20 protein-coding genes and 1 pseudogene are annotated in these 22,043 nt (G+C 65.1%); all 21 read left to right on the top strand.

Annotation, left to right across the window (positions count from 1 at the left end):
* Window positions 1-270 (top strand): annotated as a pseudogene (locus B7Z76_RS13465) (hypothetical protein); the annotation flags it as partial.
* Window positions 271-687: 417 nt separating this feature from the next.
* On the top strand, window positions 688-1,086 hold the full coding sequence (locus B7Z76_RS13460) for an NADH-quinone oxidoreductase subunit A (protein ID WP_174502909.1): 399 nt from the start codon (window positions 688-690) through the stop codon (window positions 1,084-1,086).
* Between the two features lie 4 nt (window positions 1,087-1,090).
* Window positions 1,091-1,786: an NADH-quinone oxidoreductase subunit B gene (locus B7Z76_RS13455; RefSeq protein ID WP_201712597.1), complete on the top strand. Its 696-nt coding sequence runs from the start codon at window positions 1,091-1,093 to the stop codon at window positions 1,784-1,786.
* A gap of 10 nt (window positions 1,787-1,796) precedes the next feature.
* Complete coding sequence (gene nuoC, locus B7Z76_RS13450; protein WP_291344534.1) at window positions 1,797-3,575, top strand: NADH-quinone oxidoreductase subunit C/D; 1,779 nt, start codon at window positions 1,797-1,799, stop codon at window positions 3,573-3,575.
* Window positions 3,562-4,059: an NADH-quinone oxidoreductase subunit NuoE gene (gene nuoE / locus B7Z76_RS13445; RefSeq protein WP_291344532.1), complete on the top strand. Its 498-nt coding sequence runs from the start codon at window positions 3,562-3,564 to the stop codon at window positions 4,057-4,059. The genes nuoC and nuoE overlap by 14 nt, the downstream gene beginning before the upstream one ends.
* Window positions 4,059-5,363, top strand: a complete 1,305-nt coding sequence (gene nuoF, locus B7Z76_RS13440; RefSeq protein ID WP_291344538.1) for an NADH-quinone oxidoreductase subunit NuoF — start codon at window positions 4,059-4,061, stop codon at window positions 5,361-5,363. The genes nuoE and nuoF overlap by 1 nt, the downstream gene beginning before the upstream one ends.
* Complete coding sequence (gene nuoG / locus B7Z76_RS13435; RefSeq protein WP_174502906.1) at window positions 5,360-8,068, top strand: NADH-quinone oxidoreductase subunit NuoG; 2,709 nt, start codon at window positions 5,360-5,362, stop codon at window positions 8,066-8,068. The genes nuoF and nuoG overlap by 4 nt, the downstream gene beginning before the upstream one ends.
* Window positions 8,065-9,036, top strand: a complete 972-nt coding sequence (gene nuoH, locus B7Z76_RS13430; protein ID WP_174502905.1) for an NADH-quinone oxidoreductase subunit NuoH — start codon at window positions 8,065-8,067, stop codon at window positions 9,034-9,036. The genes nuoG and nuoH overlap by 4 nt, the downstream gene beginning before the upstream one ends.
* 13 nt (window positions 9,037-9,049) lie before the next feature.
* Window positions 9,050-9,562 (top strand): NADH-quinone oxidoreductase subunit NuoI, encoded by a 513-nt coding sequence (gene nuoI / locus B7Z76_RS13425; RefSeq protein WP_007423370.1) that lies wholly within the window; start codon window positions 9,050-9,052, stop codon window positions 9,560-9,562.
* Between the two features lie 31 nt (window positions 9,563-9,593).
* A complete protein-coding gene (gene nuoJ / locus B7Z76_RS13420) occupies window positions 9,594-10,094 on the top strand; it encodes an NADH-quinone oxidoreductase subunit J (RefSeq protein WP_174502904.1) in 501 nt (166 codons plus the stop codon).
* Between the two features lie 4 nt (window positions 10,095-10,098).
* A complete protein-coding gene (gene nuoK, locus B7Z76_RS13415; RefSeq protein WP_174502903.1) occupies window positions 10,099-10,407 on the top strand; it encodes an NADH-quinone oxidoreductase subunit NuoK in 309 nt (102 codons plus the stop codon).
* Window positions 10,408-10,411: 4 nt separating this feature from the next.
* The gene (nuoL, locus tag B7Z76_RS13410) at window positions 10,412-12,268 is read left to right on the top strand and encodes an NADH-quinone oxidoreductase subunit L (protein ID WP_291344527.1); all 1,857 of its coding nucleotides are present in this window, start codon (window positions 10,412-10,414) and stop codon (window positions 12,266-12,268) included.
* Window positions 12,265-13,782, top strand: a complete 1,518-nt coding sequence (nuoM, locus tag B7Z76_RS13405; protein ID WP_174502901.1) for an NADH-quinone oxidoreductase subunit M — start codon at window positions 12,265-12,267, stop codon at window positions 13,780-13,782. The genes nuoL and nuoM overlap by 4 nt, the downstream gene beginning before the upstream one ends.
* Complete coding sequence (locus B7Z76_RS13400) at window positions 13,779-15,233, top strand: NADH-quinone oxidoreductase subunit N (RefSeq protein WP_174502900.1); 1,455 nt, start codon at window positions 13,779-13,781, stop codon at window positions 15,231-15,233. Before nuoM ends, B7Z76_RS13400 begins: the two co-directional genes overlap by 4 nt.
* A 270-nt stretch (window positions 15,234-15,503) precedes the next feature.
* Window positions 15,504-15,935: a CBS domain-containing protein gene (locus B7Z76_RS13395; RefSeq protein ID WP_174502899.1), complete on the top strand. Its 432-nt coding sequence runs from the start codon at window positions 15,504-15,506 to the stop codon at window positions 15,933-15,935.
* Between the two features lie 267 nt (window positions 15,936-16,202).
* The gene (locus B7Z76_RS13390; protein ID WP_291344524.1) at window positions 16,203-17,417 is read left to right on the top strand and encodes a site-specific integrase; all 1,215 of its coding nucleotides are present in this window, start codon (window positions 16,203-16,205) and stop codon (window positions 17,415-17,417) included.
* Window positions 17,418-17,508: 91 nt separating this feature from the next.
* Complete coding sequence (locus B7Z76_RS16345; protein WP_366925313.1) at window positions 17,509-17,766, top strand: helix-turn-helix domain-containing protein; 258 nt, start codon at window positions 17,509-17,511, stop codon at window positions 17,764-17,766.
* A 138-nt stretch (window positions 17,767-17,904) separates the two neighbouring features.
* A complete protein-coding gene (locus B7Z76_RS13385; protein WP_174502896.1) occupies window positions 17,905-18,081 on the top strand; it encodes a hypothetical protein in 177 nt (58 codons plus the stop codon).
* On the top strand, window positions 18,081-20,645 hold the full coding sequence (locus tag B7Z76_RS13380) for a DUF3987 domain-containing protein (RefSeq protein WP_291344522.1): 2,565 nt from the start codon (window positions 18,081-18,083) through the stop codon (window positions 20,643-20,645). The genes B7Z76_RS13385 and B7Z76_RS13380 overlap by 1 nt, the downstream gene beginning before the upstream one ends.
* Complete coding sequence (locus B7Z76_RS13375) at window positions 20,642-21,073, top strand: hypothetical protein (RefSeq protein ID WP_291344520.1); 432 nt, start codon at window positions 20,642-20,644, stop codon at window positions 21,071-21,073. Before B7Z76_RS13380 ends, B7Z76_RS13375 begins: the two co-directional genes overlap by 4 nt.
* The gene (locus B7Z76_RS13370; protein ID WP_174502893.1) at window positions 21,070-21,273 is read left to right on the top strand and encodes a hypothetical protein; all 204 of its coding nucleotides are present in this window, start codon (window positions 21,070-21,072) and stop codon (window positions 21,271-21,273) included. Before B7Z76_RS13375 ends, B7Z76_RS13370 begins: the two co-directional genes overlap by 4 nt.
* Window positions 21,274-22,043 lie beyond the last annotated feature (770 nt).

The raw sequence follows: 22,043 nt of genomic DNA, 5'->3' as shown, positions 1-22,043 counted from the left end.
AAATATAAAATAAAAATAAGACATTTATCTAAAAAAACATGTAGATTTATTTTGGATATGTCTTTCAGTTCAAATATAATAAAAAACATGTGGATAAACAATAAATCAGTCGGCATGTTTCAGGTCCAGCCAATCGAAGGTCCATTCATTCGCGTGAATGGCAAGGCCGTCACGCTCGCCCAAGATGACTACGCCCAGAGGCAGTGTCAGGCCAATGGTTCGGGAATCAAGATCGGCCTCGGCATTGTTGTCCATTCGCGTGATGACTGAAACCTAGAGCATCATCCGATCAGATGGAATCATCTGATCGGATAAAGATGCTCTAATTATCAATAAGACAGAGCACGACATCCGATCCGGATGGATCGGAGCGTACTCTGACGGCGACTCGGCTCTGGCGCCAGCTGAACCTGCGCGCCGGGAGCGATCATGTGTCTCCGTCCCATCATGGGGCAGATCTCCCTTTTCGGAAGGCGCGCTATCAGCCTGTCGGCGCGCGCCTGGACGACGGGTTGCCGATAACGTGTTGATTTTTATGCCATTGGAAATTTGAATATTCTCCTTGCTGAAAGTCTTCTTGACAGACGGCAAGTTGATAGTGTCAGTTAACAAACTAATAGTCCTGTCGTTTTGCGGTTGGTTCCGATGTTCGCGGTATCCGCGCTGCTGGAGTGAAGGACGTCGACTATGGGGTATGCCACCCATTATTGGGTAATGCTGGTTTACACCTGTTTCGTGGTCGCTCTGGTCGCGGGTATGATCGGTGTGTCTCATTTCCTCGGCCAGCGGCACATGAAGCGGGCCACCAGCGAACCGTTCGAATCCGGCATCGTCACCGTCGGCTACGCCCGCTTCCGGCTTCCCGTGCAATTCTATCTCATCGCGATGTTCTTCGTGATCTTCGATCTCGAGGCCGCCTATCTCTACGCGTGGGCAACGGCGGTCCATGCCGCGGGATGGACCGGCTATGTCGTGATCACGGTCTTCATTCTCGCCCTGCTTGCCGCCCTCGTCTATCTGTGGCGCGCCGGGGCGCTGGAATGGGGGCCGAGGCCACGGCCACTTGCCAGGGCGCGGGGGCGCTGACGCCATGCGGTTCACCTTTGGCAAAGGCGGAACGGGACAACAGGCGTCCACGACGGCGCCGCTGCTCCGCGGCCTTGGCGCCGCCGGCCACGCGCCCGCCCCATCCCCCGGTAGTGGCACCTTCACCGATGCCGTGCGCCGCAACGTAGCCCTCGGTCGGCTGGAAGACATGGTGGCCTGGGGCCGCAAATATTCGATCTGGCCGTTCAATTTCGGCCTTTCCTGCTGCTATGTCGAAATGGCAACCGCCTTCACCAGCAAGTTCGACATCGCCCGCTTCGGCTCGGAAGTGCTGCGCGCCACCCCGCGCGAGGCCGACCTGATCGTCATATCCGGTACCGTCTTCGTGAAGATGGCGCCCGTCATCAAGTATCTCTACGACCAGATGCTGGAGCCGCGCTGGGTCATCTCGATGGGCGCCTGCGCCAACTCGGGCGGGATGTACGACATCTACGCCGTCGTCCAGGGCGCCGACAGCTTCCTGCCCGTCGATGTCTACGTTCCCGGCTGCCCACCGCGGCCGGATGCGCTGCTCGAAGGGCTGACGCTGCTGCAGAATTCGATCGGTTCCGAGCGCCGGCCGCTCAGCTGGATGGTCGGGCCCAACGGCGCCGAGAAGATCGAGCGGCCCAGCTTCCGCGATCTCAAACACCAGGAGAGGCAAGCCGCCGGCAGCCTCCCCACGCCGGACAGCGTGTAGGGAGGGCGGGATGCTGACGGAATTCAACAGCATCCCCGCCACAGAGGCCGAACAGGGCATCGTGTCCGACCTGGTCCGGACGCTCGGGCCGATTTCCTTCACCCTGCAGCAGACCGCCGACCGGATCCCGACGATCTGGATCGATCGCGACATCCTGCATGCCGTGATCCGGCACCTGCGCGACGGCGCCACAAGGCGCTTCCAGATGCTCTACGACCTCACCGCGATCGACGAACGCCAGCGCGTCCATCGCGATGGATTGCCAGCATCCGATTTCACCCTCGTCTATCACCTCGTCTCCTTCGAGCGGAACGATGATGTCCGCATCAAGGTTCCGCTCGCCGAGGGCGCGCTCGAGGTGCAGAGCATCGCGGATATCTGGCCCAACGCCAATTGGTACGAACGCGAGGTCTGGGACATGTTCGGCATCGGCTTCGCCGGCCACCCGACCCTGTTCCGCATCCTCACGCCGCCGACCTGGACCGGTCATCCGCTACGCAAGGACTACATCGCCCGCGCCACCGAGATGGGCCCCTACATCCTCACCGAGGAGAAGGAGCGCGCCGAACAGGAGGCGCTGCGCTTCAACCCCGAGGCCTGGGGCATGAAGCGGCACAGCGAGAACTCCGACTTCATGTTCCTCAATCTCGGCCCCAACCACCCCAGCGTCCACGGCGTTTTTCGCATCATCCTCCAGCTCGAGGGCGAGGCAATCGTCGATGCGGTGCCCGAGATCGGCTTTCATCACCGCGGCGCCGAGAAGATGGCCGAGCGCCAGTCCTGGCACACCTACATCCCCTATACCGACCGCATCGACTATCTCGGCGGCGTGATGAACAACTTCCCCTATGTGATTGCAGTCGAGCGCCTCGCCGGGATCGAGGTGCCGTCCCGCGCGCAGATGATCCGCATCATGCTCGCCGAGCTGTTCCGCATCGCGAGCCATCTCGTGTTCTACGGCACCATGTCGCAGGATGTCGGCCAGCTTTCGCCGGTCTTCTACATGTTCTCCGACCGCGAGCGGGTGTTCCAGATCATCGAGGCGATCTGCGGCTTCCGCATGCATCCCGCCTGGTTCCGCATCGGCGGCGTCGCGGCGGACCTGCCGCAGGGCTGGGACCGGATGATCCGCGACTATCTCGGCTACCAGTCGAAGCGGCTCGATGAATACGACAAGCTCGTCATGCGCAACCGCCTCTTCAAGGCCCGCACTATCGGCGTCGGCGCCTACACGCTGGAGGAAGCGCTGGACTGGGGGGTGACCGGCCCCGGCCTGCGCGCCTGCGGCCTTGGCTGGGACTATCGACGCCAGCGCCCCTATTCCGGATATGACCAGCTCGAGTTCGACATCCCGATCTGCCACAACGGCGACTGCTACGACCGCGTGGTGGTCCATATCGAGGAAATCCGCCAGAGCCTGCGCATCATCCGCCAGTGCCTCGAAAACATGCCGCCCGGCCCCTACAAGTCCGACCACCGGCTGACCACGCCGCCGCTCAAGGAGCGGACGATGCAGGACATCGAAACCCTGATCACCCATTTCCTCAATGTCAGCTGGGGCCCCGTGCTGCCGCCCGGGGAGGCGATGGTCAGCATCGAGGCGACCAAGGGCATCAACGGCTATTACCTGGTCGCCGACGGCGACACCGTCTCCTACCGCACCCGCATCCGCACCCCGTCCTTTCCCCATCTGCAGATGATCCCGCTGATCAGCCGCGGCGCCTATGTCGCCGATCTGATCGCGATCATCGGCAGCATCGATTTCGTGATGGCCGATGTCGACCGCTGAACGCAATCCGGCGTCCGCACCGCTCGATCCCGCCCTGCGGGAGACGATCGCGACGTTTCTGCGCGAATCCGAAACCCCGCGCGCCGCCGGCATCGATGCGCTGAAGGCAGTGCAGAAGCGCCACGGCCATGTCTCCGACGATCACCTCGCCGAAGTGGCCGCCCTGCTCGGCATGACTCCCGCCGAGCTCGACGGCGTCGCCACCTTCTACAACCTGATCTTCCGCCGCCCGGTGGGCCGCCACGTCATCCTGCTGTGCGACAGCGTGGCCTGCTGGGTCATGGGCGCAACTGCGGCGCGCAACCTGCTGCGCCAGCGCCTCGGCATCGAGCCGGGGGAAACCACGCCGGATGGCCGGTTCACCCTGCTGCCGATCGTCTGCCTCGGCTGCTGCGATCGCGCCCCGGCGATGATGATCGGCGACGACCTGCACGGCAACCTCACCCCCGAGCGGATCGACACGATCCTGGAGCAATACAGGTGATGGCGATGGTGGACAGACCCCTCACTTCATGCATCCAGCCGGGCCGCCAGCCGCTCGATATCGCCGGCTACGAGCGCGCCGGTGGTTACGCGGCGATGCGCAAGGCCTTCGGCATGTCCCCGGAAAGCGTCGTCGAGGAGGTCAAGCGCGCGAAGGTACGCGGCCGCGGCGGCGCCGGCTTCCCCGCCGGCCGCAAATGGGAAGGCGCGCCCCATGGCGCGGACGCCCCGCGCCACCGTTACCTCGTCATCAACGCCGACGAGATGGAACCAGGCAGCTTCAAGGACCGTCTCCTGCTCGAAGCCGCGCCGCATCTGATGATCGAGGGGATCATCATCGGCGCCTTCGCGGTCCAGGCCGAAACCGCCTACATCTTCGTCCGTGGCGAATACGTGCTGGCGATGGAACGGCTCTCCCGCGCCGTGGCCGAGGCCGAGGCGCGCGGCTATCTCGGCACCGATATCCTGGGCTCCGGCTTCTCGCTCACCATCCACGTCCATGGCAGCGGCGGGCGCTATATCTGCGGCGAGGCCAGCGCGTTGTTCTCTGCACTGGAGGGGAAGCGCGCCGTGCCGCGCACCCGCCCGCCGCGCTCGACGACCAGCGGCCTGTGGGGCAAGCCCACCGTCGTCAACAACGTCGAAACGCTGTGCTGCGTGCCGTCCATCATCGAGCGCGGCGCCGACTGGTTTCTCGGCCTGAGCCGCAGCGCGACCGAAGGCGGCACCAAGCTCTACGGCGTCAGCGGCCGGGTCAACCGCCCCGGTCTGTGGGAACTGCCGGTGGGCACGCCGCTCAACGAAATCATCGAGGAACATGCCGGCGGCATGCGCGAGGGCTACGAGGCGCGCGCGGTGCTGCCCGGCGGCGCGTCGACCGCGTTCATCATGCGCGAGAATTTCGACGTCCCGATGGATTTCGACTCCGTCGGCAAGATCGGCAGCTGGCTCGGTACCGCCAATATCCTGGTGCTGGACCAGAAGCGCTGCCCGGTCGGCCTGCTGCGCAACATCGAGCATTTCTTCGCCCAGGAATCCTGCGGCTGGTGCACCCCCTGCCGCGACGGCCTGCCCTGGGTCGAGCGCATCCTCATCGCGCTGGAAGCCGGCGAGGGCGAGCCGGATGACATCGAGCTGCTCGCCCATCACGTCGACTTCCTCGGCCCCGGCCGCACCTTCTGCGATCTCGCCCCCGGTGCCATGGCGCCGCTGCGCAGCGGCCTGAAGTTCTTCCGGGAGGAATTCGAACGTCATGTCAGCGAGCGGCATTGCCCCTGGCACGACACGGCGGAGAGCTGGACATGACGACCTTCGAGGTGGACGGCAAGACCCTGACCGCGAAGCCCGACGAAAACCTGCTCCAGGCCTGCCTCGGCGCCGGGCTCGATCTGCCGTATTTCTGCTGGCATCCGGCGCTCGGCTCGGTCGGCGCCTGCCGGCAATGCGCCGTCAAGCAATATGACGGGCCGGACGACGAGACCGGCCGCATGGTCATGGCCTGCATGACCCCGGTGCCCGAGGGCGCGCGCTTCTCGATCGCCGATCCCGAGGTCGCCGCCTTCCGCGCCAGCGTGATCGAATGGCTGATGGTCAATCACCCGCATGATTGTCCGGTCTGCGAAGAGGGCGGCGAATGCCACCTCCAGGACATGACGGTGATGACCGGCCACACCTACCGTCGCTACCGCTTCACCAAGCGCACCCACCTGAACCAGGATCTCGGGCCGTTCATCAAGCACGAGATGAACCGCTGCATCGCCTGTTACCGCTGTTCGCGCTTCTATCGCGACTATGCCGGCGGCCGCGATTTCGATGTCTTCGCCGCCCACGATCACGTCTATTTCGGCCGCCACGCCGATGGTACGCTGGAAAACGAGTTCAGCGGCAATCTCATCGAGATCTGCCCGACCGGCGTTTTCACCGACAAGACGTTTTCCGCGCATTACGTCCGCAAATGGGATCTGCGCGGCGCACCCTCGGTCTGCGCCCATTGCGGGCTTGGCTGTAACACCATCGCCAATGCCCGCGCCGACCGTCTCCGCCGCATCGTCAATCGCTACAACGGCGCGGTCAACACCTATTTCCTCTGCGACCGCGGCCGGTTCGGCTACGGTTTCGTCAACGAGGCGGATCGTCTGCGCGCCCCGCTCCGGTGCTGCGACGATGGCAGCCAGGCTGCGATCGATCGTGACGATGCGCTCGCCCGTCTCGCCGCCCTGCTGCGCGCCGGCGAAGCCGTGATCGGAATCGGCTCGCCGCGCGCCTCGCTGGAATCGAACTACGTCCTGCGCCAGCTCGTCGGTGAACAGAATTTCTATCCTGGCGTCAGTGCGGGCGAGGCGCGCCTGCTGCGCCTTGTCGCCGACATTCTTGGCTCCGGCGCCGTCCATGTCCCCTCGCTGCGCGAAATGGAAACGGCGGATGCGGTGTTGGTGCTCGGCTCGGACCTGCCCAACGCCGCCCCGCGCGCGGCGCTCTCGATCCGGCAGGCCGCGCGCGGGGCCGGCATCGCGCGCGCGGCGGCGGCGAAAATCCCCGCCTGGCAGGATACCGGCGTGCGCAATCACGCCGGCGACACGCGAAGCCCCGTCTTCATCGCCACCCCCGCCTCGACACGGCTGGACGACATCGCGCAGCGCGCCCTCCGCGCCGCACCGGACGACATCGCCCGCCTCGGCTTCGCGGTGGCCGCCCGCATCGACAACGCAGCGCCGGACGTTCCCGATCTGTCCGCAGACCTCGCCGCCGCCGCGCGCGAGATCGCCGACGCGCTGCTTGCCGCGCCGAACCCGCTCGTCGTCTCCGGCGTCGAGAGCGGCGAGGAGAGCATCGTCCGTGCCGCCGCCAACATCGCCATCGCCTTGCGTGCCCGCGGCAAGACGCCGGCGCTGCTGCTGAACGTGCCCGAATGCAACAGCCTCGGCCTCGCCCTGATGACGGCAGGGGAGGCCAGTGTCGAAACCGCGCTGGCGCGGCGGGCGCCCCTTGTCATCGTGCTCGAAAACGACCTCCATCGCCGCGCGCCCGCGGCGGTGATCGAGGCCACGCTTGCCGCCTCGCGCCTCGTGGTGCTCGACCATTCCGAAAGCCCCACCACGCGCCAGGCCGATCTCGTCCTGCCTGCAGCGAGTTTCGCCGAGGCCGAAGGCACCCTGGTCAATGCCGAGGGGCGGGCGCAGCGTTTCTACCCGCCGATCATCGCGGAGGACGCTGTCGTCGAATCCTGGCGCTGGCTTGTTGCCGCCGCCCGCGCCGCGGGGCTCGCCTCCTGCGAGAGCCTGACCACCACCGACGCCATCGCCGCCGCGCTGGCCGCCTCGTTGCCGCACTTCGCCACCCTGCCGGCTGTCGCGCCGCCGGCGGATTTCCGGGTCGTCGGCTCCCGCATCGCCAGTGAAACCCGCCGTTATTCCGGCCGCACCGCAATCGATGCCGGGCGCAACGTGCACGAGAAGAAGCCGCCCGTCCCGGCGGACTCGCCGTTCAGCGCGACGATGGAAGGCCATCACGGCACCATCCCGCCGGCCCTGCGCCCGGTCTTCTGGGCGCCGGGCTGGAACTCGGTGCAGTCGCTCAACCGCTTCCAGGCGGAAATCGACGGCCCGCTCAAGGGCGGCGATCCCGGCGTGCGCCTGCTCGAAGCCCGGCCGGACGCCGCGCGGCCCTACGACGCATCGATCCCCGCCGCGTTCTCTCCGCGGCCGGACGATTGGCGCGCGATCCTGCTGCCTCGCGTCTTCAATGACGATGAACAGGCCGGCCGCGCCCCGCCCATCCGCGAACGCGCGACACCGCCCGCCCTCGTCCTCAACGCCGAGGACGCCGCCTCCCTCGGCGTCGCCGCCGGCCAGGCCCTGGCCTGCGAGATCGGCGATGCGCGGGTAGAATTGGCGGTCGAGATCGACCCCGCCTTGCCGCGCGGCATCGCCGGGCTCGCCGGCCTCGCGCACAAGGCGCACGCCATCCCTGACTTGCTGCGGCTGCGCCCGGCGGAGCCGCCCGTGTCATGACCCACGGCAACGAGATCGTCATCGGCCTGCTGAACGTTGTGATCGGCCTCGCGGTTCTGATGGCGGCCGCCGGCCTGCTGACCTGGATCGAGCGGCGCCTGCTCGGCTTCTGGCAGGACCGTTACGGCCCCAATCGCGCCGGCCCCTTCGGGGTGCTCCAGGTCGTCGCCGATGGAATCAAGCTGCTGTTCAAGCAGGACTGGATCCCCCCCTTCGCCGACCCGGTCATCTTCGTCCTCGCCCCGGCGATCTCGATGGTCACGGTGATGCTCGCCATCGCCGTCGTCCCGGCGACCCCGATGATCGGCATCATCGGCAACCTCAATGTCGGCCTGCTGTTCTTCCTCGCCATGAGCGGGCTTGGCGTGTACTCGGTGGTGCTTGCCGGCTGGTCGTCGAACAACAAGTTCTCGCTCCTCGGCGGCATGCGCGCCGCAGCCCAGATGGTGAGCTACGAGGTCTTCATGGGGCTGTCGCTGGTGGGCGTGGTGATGCTCGCCGGCTCCTTCAACCTCACCGATATCGTCCACAGCCAGCTTCATCTCTGGTACGTGGTGCCGCAATTCATCGGCTTCGTCGTTTTCTTTCTCGGCGGTATCGCGGAAACCCATCGCCTCCCGTTCGACCTGCCCGAAGGCGAGAACGAACTCGGCGCCGGGTTCCATACCGAGTATTCCGGCATGAAGTTCGGCATGTTCTTCGTCGGCGAATATATCGGTATCATCGTCGTCTCGGCGATGACGACGGTGCTGTTCCTTGGCGGCTGGTACGGCCCGCTGCTGCCGCCCTTTCTCTGGTTCGCGATCAAGACCGGGTTTTTCGTCGCCTTCTTCATCCTGCTGCGCGCCGCCTTGCCGCGCCCGCGCTACGACCAGTTCATGGCGTTTGGCTGGAAAATCCTGCTGCCGCTCACCTTGCTGAACATCCTCATCACCGGCGCGCTGATGCTCGCCGGGCCGGCCATATGAAGGGGAGGGGATCATGCTGAGTTCGCTGGTCACGCTCTGGTACACGTTCCTGCACCTGTTCCAGCGCAACGTGACGGTATCCTATCCCGACGAGATGCCCTATCTCGCTCCGCGCTATCGCGGCCGGATCGTGCTCACCCGCGACCCGGATGGCGAGGAACGCTGCGTCTCCTGCTATCTCTGCGCGGTCGCCTGCCCGGTCGACTGCATCAGCCTGCAGAAGACCGAAGCCGAGGGCCGCTGGTATCCCGAATTCTTTCGCATCAATTTCTCCCGCTGCATCTTCTGCGGCTTCTGCGAGGAAGCCTGCCCGACCTATGCGATCCAGCTCACCCCCGATTTCGAGATGAGCGAATACGACCGGCAGAACCTCGTCTACGAGAAGGAACACCTGCTGATCAGCGGCACCGGCAAGTATCCCGACTACAATTTCTACCGCGTCTCCGGCCTCGCGATCCCGGGCAAGGACAAGGGCGAGGCCGCGCGCGAGCGCAAGCCGATCGACACGCGCAGCCTGCTGCCATGAACGCGGACGGGAAGGGGAGGCATAACGGATCATGAACGCCACCTTCGTCATCTCCGCGATCATCGCGATCGTCGCGACGGCGATGATGATCACCCGCCCCTCCGCCGTGCACGGGCTGCTCTATCTCACGGTCTCGCTGCTCGCCGTCGCCCTCGTGTTCTTCGTGCTCGGCGCGCCCTTCGCCGCGGCTCTGGAAGTCATCATCTATGCCGGCGCCATCATGGTCCTGTTCGTCTTCGTGATCATGATGCTGAATATCGGCGAGGAAGCGGCCCGGCTCGAAAGCAGCTGGCTGCACCCCGCCACCTGGTTCGGCCCGTCCATCCTGGCCCTGCTGCTGGCCATCGAACTCGGTGCGGTCGCCATCTCCGGCGGCCTGCCGCACCCCGCCTCTGCGGTGATCAGCGCCCATGCGGTTGGCGTCGCCCTGGTCGGCCCCTACATGCTCGCGGTCGAGCTTGCCTCGTTCCTCCTGCTCGCCGGCCTGGTCGCGGCATTCCATCTCGGCCGCTCCGTCATGGGAACGGACTAGCGCGATGGCAACGGTTCCGCTCGACCAGGGTCTGCTGCTCGCCGCGATCCTCTTCGCGCTGGGCCTCGTCGGCGTGCTGGTCCGCCGCAACCTGCTGTTCATGCTGATGTCGCTCGAGGTGATGCTCAACGCGGCCGGCGTCGCCTTCATCGTCGCCGGCGCCCGCTGGGCCTCGCCGGACGGGCAGATCATGTTCATCCTCGTGCTCACGCTCGCCGCGGCGGAAGTCTCGGTCGGCCTGGCACTCATCCTGCTGATGCACCGGCGGATTCCCACGCTCGATGCCGATGCCGGCGACGGTCTGAGAGGGTAGGCAGATGCAGCATGTCCTCTGGCTCGTCCCCACCCTGCCGCTTCTCGGCTCGATCGTGCTGATGCTCGGCACCGGGCGCCTGTCGCACCGCGCCGAGGCGCTGATCGGCGTGCTCTCGGTCGGCCTCGCCGCCGTCATCGTCTTTGCCATCGCCGGCGCCTTCCTGCTCGACCCGCCGGCCGGCGCCGCCTACCAGCAGGCCCTGTGGCGCTGGTTCGCGGTCGGCCATTTCTCCTTCGGCCTCGCCCTGCGGGTCGATCCGCTCTCGCTGCTGATGATGCTCATCACCAGCGGCGTCGGCTTCCTCATCCATCTCTTCTCGACCGAATTCATGGAAGGCGAGGACGGCTACGGCCGCTTCTTCGCCTATCTCAACCTCTTCGTCGCCGCCATGCTGCTGCTGGTGATGGCCGACAATTTCCTCGCCCTCTATGCCGGCTGGGAAGGGGTCGGGCTCTGCTCCTACCTGCTGATCGGCTTCTGGTGGCGCGACCCCGCCAACGGCCTCGCCGCACGCAAGGCCTTCATCGTCACCCGCGTCGGCGACACCGCCTTCCTGATCGGCCTGCTGCTGATTGCCAGCCGCCTCGGCACGCTGAACATCGCCGGGGCGATGCGGGATGCCGCCCACACCTGGCATGTCGGCTCGCCGGCCGCGACGCTGATCGCCTTCCTCCTGCTCGGCGGCGCCGTCGGCAAGTCCGCGCAATTGCCGCTGCAGACCTGGCTGCCCGACGCGATGGCCGGCCCCACCCCGGTCAGCGCGCTCATCCACGCCGCGACAATGGTCACCGCCGGCGTCTACCTCATCGCCCGCACCCATGTGCTGTTCCTGCTCGCGCCGGCGGCGGAAATCACCGTCGGCATCGTCGGCGCGGCGACCCTGCTGCTCGCCGGCTTCAGCGCCCTCGCGCAGAACGACATCAAGCGCATCCTTGCCTATTCGACGATGAGCCAGATCGGCTACATGTTCCTTGCCCTCGGTGTCGGCGCCTGGCGCGCGGCGATGTTCCACTTCATGACGCACGCTTTCTTCAAGGCGCTGCTGTTCCTCTCGGCCGGCACCGTCACCATGCGCCTGCATCACGAGCAGGACATCTACCGGATGGGCGGCCTGGCCCGGCGCCTGCCCGCCGCCTTCTGGAGCTTTCTGATCGGCAGCGCCGCCCTTGCCGCCCTGCCGCTGATCACCTCGGGGTTCTACAGCAAGGAAGCGATCCTCTCGGGCGCCTGGGCCGATGGCAATGGCGGCCGCGTGCTCTGGCTCGCCGGCGTGATCGGCGCCTTCGTCACCGGAATCTACATTTTCCGCGCCGTCTTCATCGCGTTTTTCGGCGAGGAGCATACCCATGTCAGTGGCTCCTACGGCTGGCGCGTCATCGTGCCGCTGTTGGTGCTCTCGGTGCTGTCGCTGGTCGGCGGCTTCATCGAACTGCCGTCGGCCTTCGGCCACGTCACGCTGCTCTCCAGGCTCCTCGCCCCGGTGCTGCCCCCGACTAGGGAGGTGACCGACATCACCCCGCTGCTGCTCGCCAGCGCCGCGTCCATCCTCGGCATCGCACTGGCCGCCGTGCTCTACTGGCGGCCGTCGCGCCCGCCGGCCGAAACGCCGCTCTGGCGCTTCTGGCATGGCGCCGCCGGGTTCGACCTGCTCTATGACCGACTGCTGGTCCGCCCGGTGATCTGGGCCGCCCGCGTCGACCGCGACGATTTCATCGACAGTTTCTACGACGGCATTGCCTGGGCCACGCAGGCGCTCCACCGGGCGATCCGCCGTACCCAGACCGGTCGGGTCCGCCTCTATGCCGCGAGCCTCGCCATCGGCTCGGTCGGCCTGATCGCGATCGCGGTGCTGCGATGATCCTGTTCTGGCTCCTCATCTTCCCGGCGATCGGCGGCGGGCTGGCCTGGATCGCCGGCGGCCGCAACCCGGACGCCCCGCGCTGGGTTTCGATCGCGGTGCTCACGCTCGAACTTCTCATGGCACTCCCCCTGATCGGCGCCGCCGCCGCTCCGGGCCATGGCGCGTGGATCGCGCAGCTAGACGCCCCATGGATTCCGCAGCTCGGTATCTCCTTCGAACTCGATCTCGACGGGCTGAGCCTGGTCCTGATCCTGCTGACGATCGTGCTCAGCCTCATCTGCGTCGTGATTTCCTGGACCGAGATCACCGATCGTTCCGGCCTGTTCCACGCCAACCTGCTCTGGACCACCACCGGCGTCATCGGCGTCTTCCTCGCGCTCGACCTGTTCCTGTTCTTCTTCTTCTGGGAACTGATGCTGGTGCCGATGTATTTCATGATCGCGCTATGGGGCCACGAGAACCGCTCCTACGCGGCGATCAAGTTTTTTCTCTTCACCCAGGGCAGCGGCCTGCTCATGCTGGTGTCGATCCTCGTGCTCGTCTTCAGCCACCAGCACGCGACCGGCGATCTCACCTTCAACTATTTTGCCCTGCTCGGCACGAAAATGAGCCCGACCACCGGCTTCCTGCTGATGCTCGGCTTCTTCATCGCCTTCGCCGTGAAGCTGCCGGCGGTGCCGTTCCACACCTGGCTGCCGGACGCCCACACCGAAGCCCCGACCGCGGGGTCCGTGCTGCTCGCCGGCATCCTGCTGAAGACCGGCGCCTACGGCCTGATCCGCTTCGTGGTGCCGCTGTTTCCCGCGGCGGCGCACGCCTTCGCCCCGGTGGCGATGGTGCTCGCGGTCGCCGGCATCCTCTACGGCGCGCTGCTCGCCTACGGCCAGAACGACCTCAAACGCCTGGTCGCCTATAGCAGCATCAGCCACATGGGCTTCGTCTTGCTCGGTGTTTTTGCCTGGAGCACGCTCGCCCTGCAGGGCGTGGTGGCGCAGATGGTGGCGCACGGCATCAGCACCGGCGCGCTCTTCGTCCTGGTCGGCGCCCTGCAGGAACGCATCCACACCCGCGACATGCGGCGCATGGGCGGGCTCTGGGGGCAGGTGCCGCGCCTGTCCGCCTGCGGCATGTTCTTCGCCGTCGCCTCGCTGGGCCTGCCCGGCCTCGGCAATTTCATCGGTGAATTCCTGATCCTGCTCGGCAGTTTCCGGGCCAGCGTGGTCTTCACCGTCATCGCCACTTTCGGGCTGGTCGCCGCCGCCGCCTATTCGCTGCTGCTGGTCCAGCGCGCCTTCCACGGCGCGGTACAGGAACCGACACACCATCACACGATCGCCGATCTCTCGCCGCCGCATCTCGCCGTCATGGCGGTGCTGGTGGTCGCCATCGTCGGGCTCGGCCTCTATCCGCAGCCCGTCTTTGACGAGGTGGCGCCGGGCCTGTCGGCCGTGCAGCACAGCGCCGCGGTCTCGGCTTCACTGCCCCAACACGTCGCGGAGCGCGCGCCATGACCGCCCCGGCCATGACCGCCCCGGCCTTCGCCGCCTTCGCGCCCTTCACCCTGCTCGGCGCGGTGACGATCCTGGTCATGCTGCTGATCGCCATCCGCCGCGATCACCACCTCGTCGCCCTTTCGACCATCGCCGGCCTGCTGCTCTGCTGCATCGCCCTGCCGCTCGCAGCCCCCGCATCCCCCGTCGCCGTGACGAAGCTTTTCATCATCGACGGCGCCGCCCTGTTCTACGCCGGCCTGGTGCTGGTCTCCGCCCTGGTCGTCGCCGTGCTTTCCTGGATCTACCTCGACCGGGTGGGCGAGGGGCCGCGCGAGGAATATTATCTCCTCCTGCTCACCGCGACGCTGGGCGCCGCCATCCTGCCGGCGAGCGTGCATTTCGCATCGTTCTTCCTTGGCATTGAAACGCTGGGCATCTCGCTGCTCGGGCTGATCGCTTATGCCGGCCCGCGCGGCGCCGGAGCCGAGGCCGGCACCAAATATCTCATCCTCAGCGGCGCCGCCTCCGCCTTCCTGCTGTTCGGCATGGCGCTGATCTATGCCGCTTTCGGCTCGATGTCCTTCGACCGCATCGGTGCGCTCGCCCATCAAGCCGGCCCGGCCGATCTCTACCGTCTCGTCGGCATCGCGCTCATTCTCGCCGGCGTTGCCTTCAAGCTCTCGCTGGTCCCGTTCCACATGTGGACGCCCGATGTGTATGAGGGGGCGCCCGCGCCGGTCACCGCTTTCATCGCCGTGGTCTCGAAAATTGCCGTCTTCGCCGTGATCCTGCGCTTTTTCGCCCTCGCCGGCGGCCATGCGGATGCCTCGCTGCGCGCCGGCATCGCCGCGGTCGCGATCCTCTCCATGCTCGCGGGCAACCTGCTCGCCTTGCTGCAGACCAACGTGAAACGACTGCTCGCCTATTCCTCCATCGCCCATCTGGGCTATCTGCTCGTCGCCTTCCTTGCCGCGCCGGCACTCGGCGTGGATGCCGCGGCCTATTACCTCGCGGCCTATGCGGTCACCAGCCTAGGTGCCTTCGGCATCATCGCGCTGCTCAGCGCGCCGGGTGCGGAGCGCGATGCCGACCGGATCGAGGATTACCGCGGCCTGTTCCGCACCCGCCCATTCCTCGCCGCGAGCTTCGCATTCATGCTGCTCTCTCTTGCCGGCATGCCGCCGACAATGGGTTTCATCGCGAAATTTTATCTTGTCGTTGCCGGTGTTGGCTCCGCGATGTTCTGGCTGGTCGCTGCACTTGTTCTCGGCAGCGTGATCGGATTGTTTTATTATCTGCGCGTGTTGATCGCGATGGGCTTGCCGCCCTTGCAGGAGGATGACCCTGCTCGTCGCCTGAGGGTGCCGATATCGGGCAGCGCTCTGATCGGTATCATCACTGTGGTACTCGTGGTTCTGGGAACTTATCCTGCGCCCGTTATTTCCCTGATAAAGGTAATGCTCGGATAGCGCATCATCCGATCGGATGATGCTTTAAGATGCAGTTGCGTTTTGCATGGCTGGCTCCGCGCGCAGATCATTTAAGTACTGGTCCTGCGCGAGCGGAGGGATCATAGTTTTGAGACCGGGATACTGGAACGGCTCCCAGACTTCGCCGACTGGTCATTTTGATCGGATGTCCAAGGGGAGCTTTGAGCAATGGTCGTCTTGCGCGCGCTGGTCTCGTTCTCTTTCCGGCGTTCGTGACAAGAGCCGTATCGCCACTGCGGAGAACAAGCGATGACAACAATTCGACAAATTCTCGATCAGAAGGGCTGGGGGGCTGTCGTCCTCAAGGGGCGTCAGTCGATACCCCAGGCCGCGAGGTTTCTTGCAGCGAAGCGGATTGGTGCGGCGCCGGTGGTCGACGATGCCGGCCGACTTATCGGCATGCTGTCCGAACGGGACATCATGAGAGCCGTAGGTGACCTTGATGGCGACATCAAAAACCGCACCGTGGCGGATCTGATGACACGACTGGTCGCATCATGCACGCCCGATGTCACCATTCTGGACGCCATGCTGGCCATGACCACCAATCGGTGCCGTCATCTCCCCGTGTTCGAGGACGATACACTCGCGGGGCTGGTCAGCATCGGCGATCTCGTCAAGGCTAGGATCGAGGAGGCCGAATTCGAGGTCGACTCCCTGAGGGCCTATATCGTCTCGTGAATGGCGCCATCGCGATGGAGGCTTCGAGGCAGCGTTACAAAGATGGTGCCGACACCCAGGATTGAACTGGGGACCTACTGATTACGAATAAGGTAGTTTGACCGCCTCACCCTGTATCAAGCCGCCTTATCCCACCCTGATAGTGTTCCGAAAAGCCTTGCATAATGCCTGAACTATGCCTTAGGGCTGTTTCAGGTTGTTTCAACCTGCTTCATGCTATCCGGGATTCCATGAAGCACGGGAGAGGCACAAAGCGAGGCACAAGGCATGACCGTCCGATTGACCGAGACTGCGATCAATTCCGCGATCCGCCGGGTGAACGAAACCGGCAAGATGATCGAACTGATCGACTCAGCTACCGCCGGTCTCCGTCTCCGCATCACGCCCCGAGGCCGGCGCGCTTGGGTCATGGCATGCCGCGATGGCTGGGGGAGCCTGAGGCGGTTTCCGGTGGGGGAATACCCCCAGATGGGCATTGCCGACGCCCGCGCCCGTGGCGCTATCGTCCGGGCCGAAGTGAAGGGCGGAGCCGACCCCATAGCGGACGCCCGGCGGCGGCGGCAGATAGCCAAGGAAGGGCGGGACGGTATCGGAACGCTGGGCGCGCTGCTGGACCTCTATGCCAAGCTGCACGGGGAACACCTGCGAAGCTGGCCGGAGCAGATAGGCCGCATCAAGAGCGTGTTCGGGAAACTGATCGACGTTCCGTTACCCAAGATCACGCTGGTTGATCTGCAACTTGCCGCCGATGGCTGGCCGGCGCGGCAGTCTGCCGGTGCGGCGGTGCGCTACATTCGCCCGGCCCTGAAATGGGCGAGCGCGCCGGGCCGCGCTTATGTGCCGGCGGAGATGGCCGCCTTGAGGCCGCCCGCGTCACCTGGGCGGCGGGACCGTGTTCTATCCCGCGATGAACTGGCCCGGCTGCTGCCGCTGCTGAAAGCGGGCTCGACCCCTTACGCCGCCTGTATGCGGTTCATCCTGCTGACGCTGGCCCGGCGCGACGAGGCCGTTGATGCGAGATGGCGGGACGTGGACCTAGAGGCGGGGACCTGGATCATTATCCAGCCCAAAAACAAAATACCGCACCTGATCCCCCTTTCCCGGCAAGCGCGCGAACTGCTTGCCGCAATCAAACCGGATGATGCCGGCCCTGTTGATTACCTGTTTCCGACCGGGACGGGCGGGAGGCTTTCGAACTGGCACAAGGCAACCGTCGCGATCCAGCGGGCGAGCAATACTGCCGGATGGCATCGCCACGACCTACGCCGAACGGGAGCAACGCTGCTGGGCGAGATGGGCATCATGCCCGACATCGTTGAAGCGGCGCTGAACCATGTTGCGATTCATTCAGCGCTTGCCAGCACCTACAACAAATCCCGTTACCGCCCCCAAGTTGCCGAGGCCCTGCAACTCTTGGCCGATGCCCTCGACGGTATCGAGAATGGCGCAGCGGAGGTGGTGCCGATTCGGGGGCGGGCATGAGTGCTAACAGGCGGAGATTTACACGCTACCAATCAAGCAAGCGAAAATCCCTACGGCTGTGAAAGATGCCCTTATTGCGAGATGCCCCCTTATGGGCATAGGAAAGTCACAGCGGTTCACCGAATCGCAACAGATGAAAGGAGCGACCTTGCCGAAAATCTCAAGTCCACCCCGACCGATTGACTTAACATCACCCCCTGCACTGGCAACGATTGCTGAGGCGTGCGCGACATTACGAATAAGCCGCCCAACTTGTTGCCGCTGGATTGCTGCCGGGAGACTGGAAGCGGTCAAGATCGGAACGTCCGTAAGGATCAAAACCCGATCAATCGCCGCACTGGCTGCATAAAAAAACCCGCCACGCAAAGGGGCGGGCGGGACAGGGCTAGAGAACAAAAAAACCCTCAGTAAACTTAGCAAGCTACCTCTGAGACTCTAACCCTTTCCAGTCAACCCCCAGCGTGGCCCCGATAGAAAGGCTACGCCCTTGCTCTACCCCGAGCATTTGATCCGCCGCTACCCCGAGGCCCCCCGCCGCCGGGTGCTGACTGTCCGCCCGAAACCCCCGCGCCGCTGCATCGTCTCCGCGATCCAGCGTTACGACGACCGACAAACCGCACTGGTTTTCGGCTTCGCCCGGCTGGACCGGCGGGAGTCGCGCTGATGGACGGAATCACGATCCCCGCCGCGCCTGACCTCGATGCCCTCGCATCCCGCCCGCTTTGGGTGGCGTGGCACATAATCGACCGGAACAGTAAACCGACGAAAGAGCCGTTGAACCCCGCAACGGGCTACCCCGCCAAGGCAAACGATCCCTCAACCTGGGCAACCCGAGACAAGGCCGAGGCCGCCGCGCGCCGTATCGTGCAGGATGGGGCAGGTGGTATCGGAATCGAGTTGTCCGATCTGGGCGATGGCTACCGGCTGGGCGGTATCGACCTAGATACCTGCCGCGATCCCGAAACCGGACACATGGAAACATGGGCCGGGGACGTTATCGACATGATCCCGACCTATGCCGAAGTAAGCCCCAGCCAGACCGGCGCGAAGCTGTATTTCCGCTATCACGCCGATGACCTGCCCAAACTCCGCGAGGCTATGGGAACCGACTACGGCAAACTGTGGCAACGCGGTGGTGGCGACCATCCGCCCGCTATCGAGTTGCACCTGGGGAACCGCTACTTTGCGGTAACGGACGATCACCTTGCCGGAACGCCGAAGGCAATCGAACTGATCCCGACCGATGACTTACTCCGGCTGATCCGCGAAGTTGGCCCGGCATTTAAGGGCCGGAAGATGGCCGCCGCACCGCATGGGAAGCCCGCACAAGCCGCACCCGCCGCCGGGAATATCCTCGACCGTCTCGACCGCGCCGCCGCCTCGACGCCGCGCCTGAGCCGCGCGCTCGACCGTCTCGACAAGTGCGGAAGCCGGAGCGAGGCCGCGATGATGCTGGGCGCGGCATTGAAGGCGGTGGGCTGGTCATATGAGGATATGGCCGCCGCTCTCCGCGAGCATCCCGCAACAGCCGAATGGACCGCCGAAAAGGGCAATGAAGCAGGGGGTAGGGAACTCCGGCGGATATACGACAAGGCAACCGTAAGCGAAGGGCAGACCGAGAGCGCGCGCGATGCCGAGGGGTGGCCCGAAACCTCGATAGCCCCGATCCCGTTGCCGGATTCCTTGCCGCCGGTCGCATCCTTTGCCGGCGACCTCCTGCCCGATGCCTTCCGGGCTTGGGTGCTGGACATTGCAAACCGGATGCAATGCCCGCCTGACTTCCCCGCCGTCGCTGCCATCGTCACCGCAAGCGCCGTGATCGGTCGCCAGATGGGGATATACCCAAAACGGCGGGATGACTGGCTTGTGGTGCCGAATCTCTGGGGGGCTGTTGTCGGTCGCCCTTCGCTCATGAAGACCCCGGCGATTGCCGAAGCCCGGAAAATTCTGTCTCGATTGGAAATCGAGGCCCGGAAGAAATACGAGCGGGAGGTTGCCGAATACGAGTTGAACGGATCGATAGCGAAGCTGGTAGCGAAAGAGCGAACAAAGAGCGCTGGGCGAAGCATCAGGGAAGCTATGAAGGCGGGCGACGACCCGGAAAAGGCCGCCCGCGCGGCGATGGGGGCGGACGACGAGGATATTAAGCCGCCTGTCCGCCGCCGTTACGTCACGCAAGACCCGACCGTTGAAAAGCTAGGCGAACTGCTGATCGAGACGCCGCGCGGGATGCTGTTGTTCCGGGATGAACTGATCGGGCTGCTGCGTTCGATGGACAAGGACGGTCATGAGAACGACCGGGCATTTTATCTTGAAGCCTGGAACGGGAACGGGGCTTACACCTATGACCGGATCGGGCGCGGAACCATAGAAATCGACGCCGCTTGCGTCTCCCTGATGGGCGGAATCCAGCCGGGACCACTGCGTTCATACATCGCACAAGCCAATGCGGGCGGGGCTGGGGACGATGGCTTGTTGCAGCGTATGCAACTGCTGGTCTGGCCGGATCGTGGCGACGATTGGCGCAACGTTGACGAGTGGCCCGATACGACCGCGAAGACCCGCGCCTATTCGGTTTTCGAGCGGCTGGATCAGATTGGAGACCCGACCTCGACCGAGATTCCGACGATCCGTTTTGACGATGCCGGGCAGGACGCTTTCAACGCTTGGCGGGAGGTATTCGAGCGGCGCTTTTATGCCGAAGACATGCCCCCGGCGCTTGAAGCGCATCTGACGAAATATCGCTCTCTGGTGCCGTCGCTGGCCCTGATCTTCCACCTGATCGACACGCCCGACGCTCCGGCGGTGGGTACAAGGCATGTCTCCCGCGCGATCCGCTGGACTGAATACCTGGAGAGCCACGCCCGCCGCCTATACGCTCAAATCCTCGACCCCGGCATGGTCGCGGCGCTGCTGCTGGCGGGGCGGCTCCCCGAGTTGCCGGAGACCTTCACCGCCCGCGACGTTTACCGGCGGGGCTGGGCCGGGCTTGACCGGGTAGCGACGGAACGGGCGCTAGAGGTGCTGGCAGACTTTCATCATGTCGTGGTGAAGACCGAGACGACCGGAGGCCGCCCCAGCGCGATCTATCGGAAAAATTTTTATGAGGCTCCCAAACCGGGAACTGACAAAACCGCCAAAAGTGACCCTAGCGGGGCTTTTGTCAGTTTTGGCAGTGACCCGAATGGGGGGTGGAGCGAAATTTTTTCGGATGAGGTGGAACTGTGAGCGCCGCCCTTTCCGCCTCGCCGCTGCTCCCCCGGCTTCGCGCCGCCGGGGCGGAGGTGGTGCTGAGAGGGGACCGCCCGGTTGTGCAGCACGCAAGCCGGGTGCCGTCCGCACTGATGGCCGAGGCCCGCGCCCGGCGGGATGCCCTCGCCGCCGAACTGCTGGCCGAGGCCGATAACGAGGCGGCTTATCAGGGCGAGGAACGCGCCGCCGTAATCGCGGAGGGATCGGGAGACACGGCGGCGGCGGTGCCGCATCACTTGCCGGTCTCATGGGCTGATCCGACGATCCAGCCGACGCCCAGCGCGCGCTGCCGGTGCTGCCGGGGTGCGTCCTGGTGGTGCGAGGCGGAGAGGCCGAAGGGCTGGCGCTGCATGGCGTGCCATCCGCCGCTTGGCGCTGGGCAGGTGCGGGAGGTGCGGACATGACGACGAAGGCCGAACTCCGCGCCCGGATCATCTCCGCCCGCCGGTCGCACGATGCCGCAATCCGGGTGCTGGATCGGCAATGGTCCGAACTGCTGGCCCGGCTGGGCGAGACGCCAAGAGCCGATCATCCAGCCGTTATCGAGGCCGCCGCCCGCGACATGGCCCCGCTGCTGGCGTTCACATTGGAGACCGGACCATGAAGGACGCTGCCGGGCTTGTGCTGCTACTGGCCCGCGCTCTGGCTGCTGCATCCGGCGAGGGGCGGGTTGCGACACCAGCCCTGCACGCCGCCTGCCGTGCCGCGTTCCCCGCCTGGAATGTCACGCCCGCCGAAATAGGGGCGATTCTGTCGGGTGCCGGGTGGAAGCATCGACAATGGCGGGAAAGGCGCGGAAATCCTGCAATCCGTGTGCGAGGCTATGAGCCTGATCGGCTGGGGGAAGCGGAACCGGCGAGCAACGGGTAACCGCCGCGCGCGTGAAACAGGACCGCGCCCGGTGCGGACTGCGGACAGGTTTTGCGGACCTGCACCCAGCCGGAGACAGGGCGGGCGAAATCCCCGCCGGTCGCATGGCTGGGGAAGGACCCAAAGTTGCCGGGCCGGAGGTGAGACCTCGCCGCCTGATCCGCCGCCGAGGCCGCGCACCCTGCGGAGATAAATATTCCTTAAATGGGAAATTAACCATATCATGCGCCAAATCTAAAAGAGCGTATTAGATCGGCCTACCTGATATTTTTTCTGAATTTGAGGCGTATTTTGGAAATATCATTCGAGATTATCGACGCCACACAAGGCGGCGCGTCACCTGACGAAACCTCATACTTTGAGACTGGACATATCCCCGAGGGGATAAGGTGCCGTAGCTGTTCAGTGCCGGTGACGTCTCACGATCCTATGGAAACGGGATTATGCCTCGCCTGCTGGGCATGGTGGCGTTCGTAGGTAGCGGGGCGAGGCTTCCGGTGCTGC

Origin of the sequence: Acidiphilium sp. 20-67-58 (assembly GCF_002255515.1) — a bacterium.
GTDB lineage: Bacteria > Pseudomonadota > Alphaproteobacteria > Acetobacterales > Acetobacteraceae > Acidiphilium.
The sequence above is the reverse complement of the archived record's forward strand: the minus strand, read 5'-3'. Positions and strand labels throughout refer to the sequence as shown.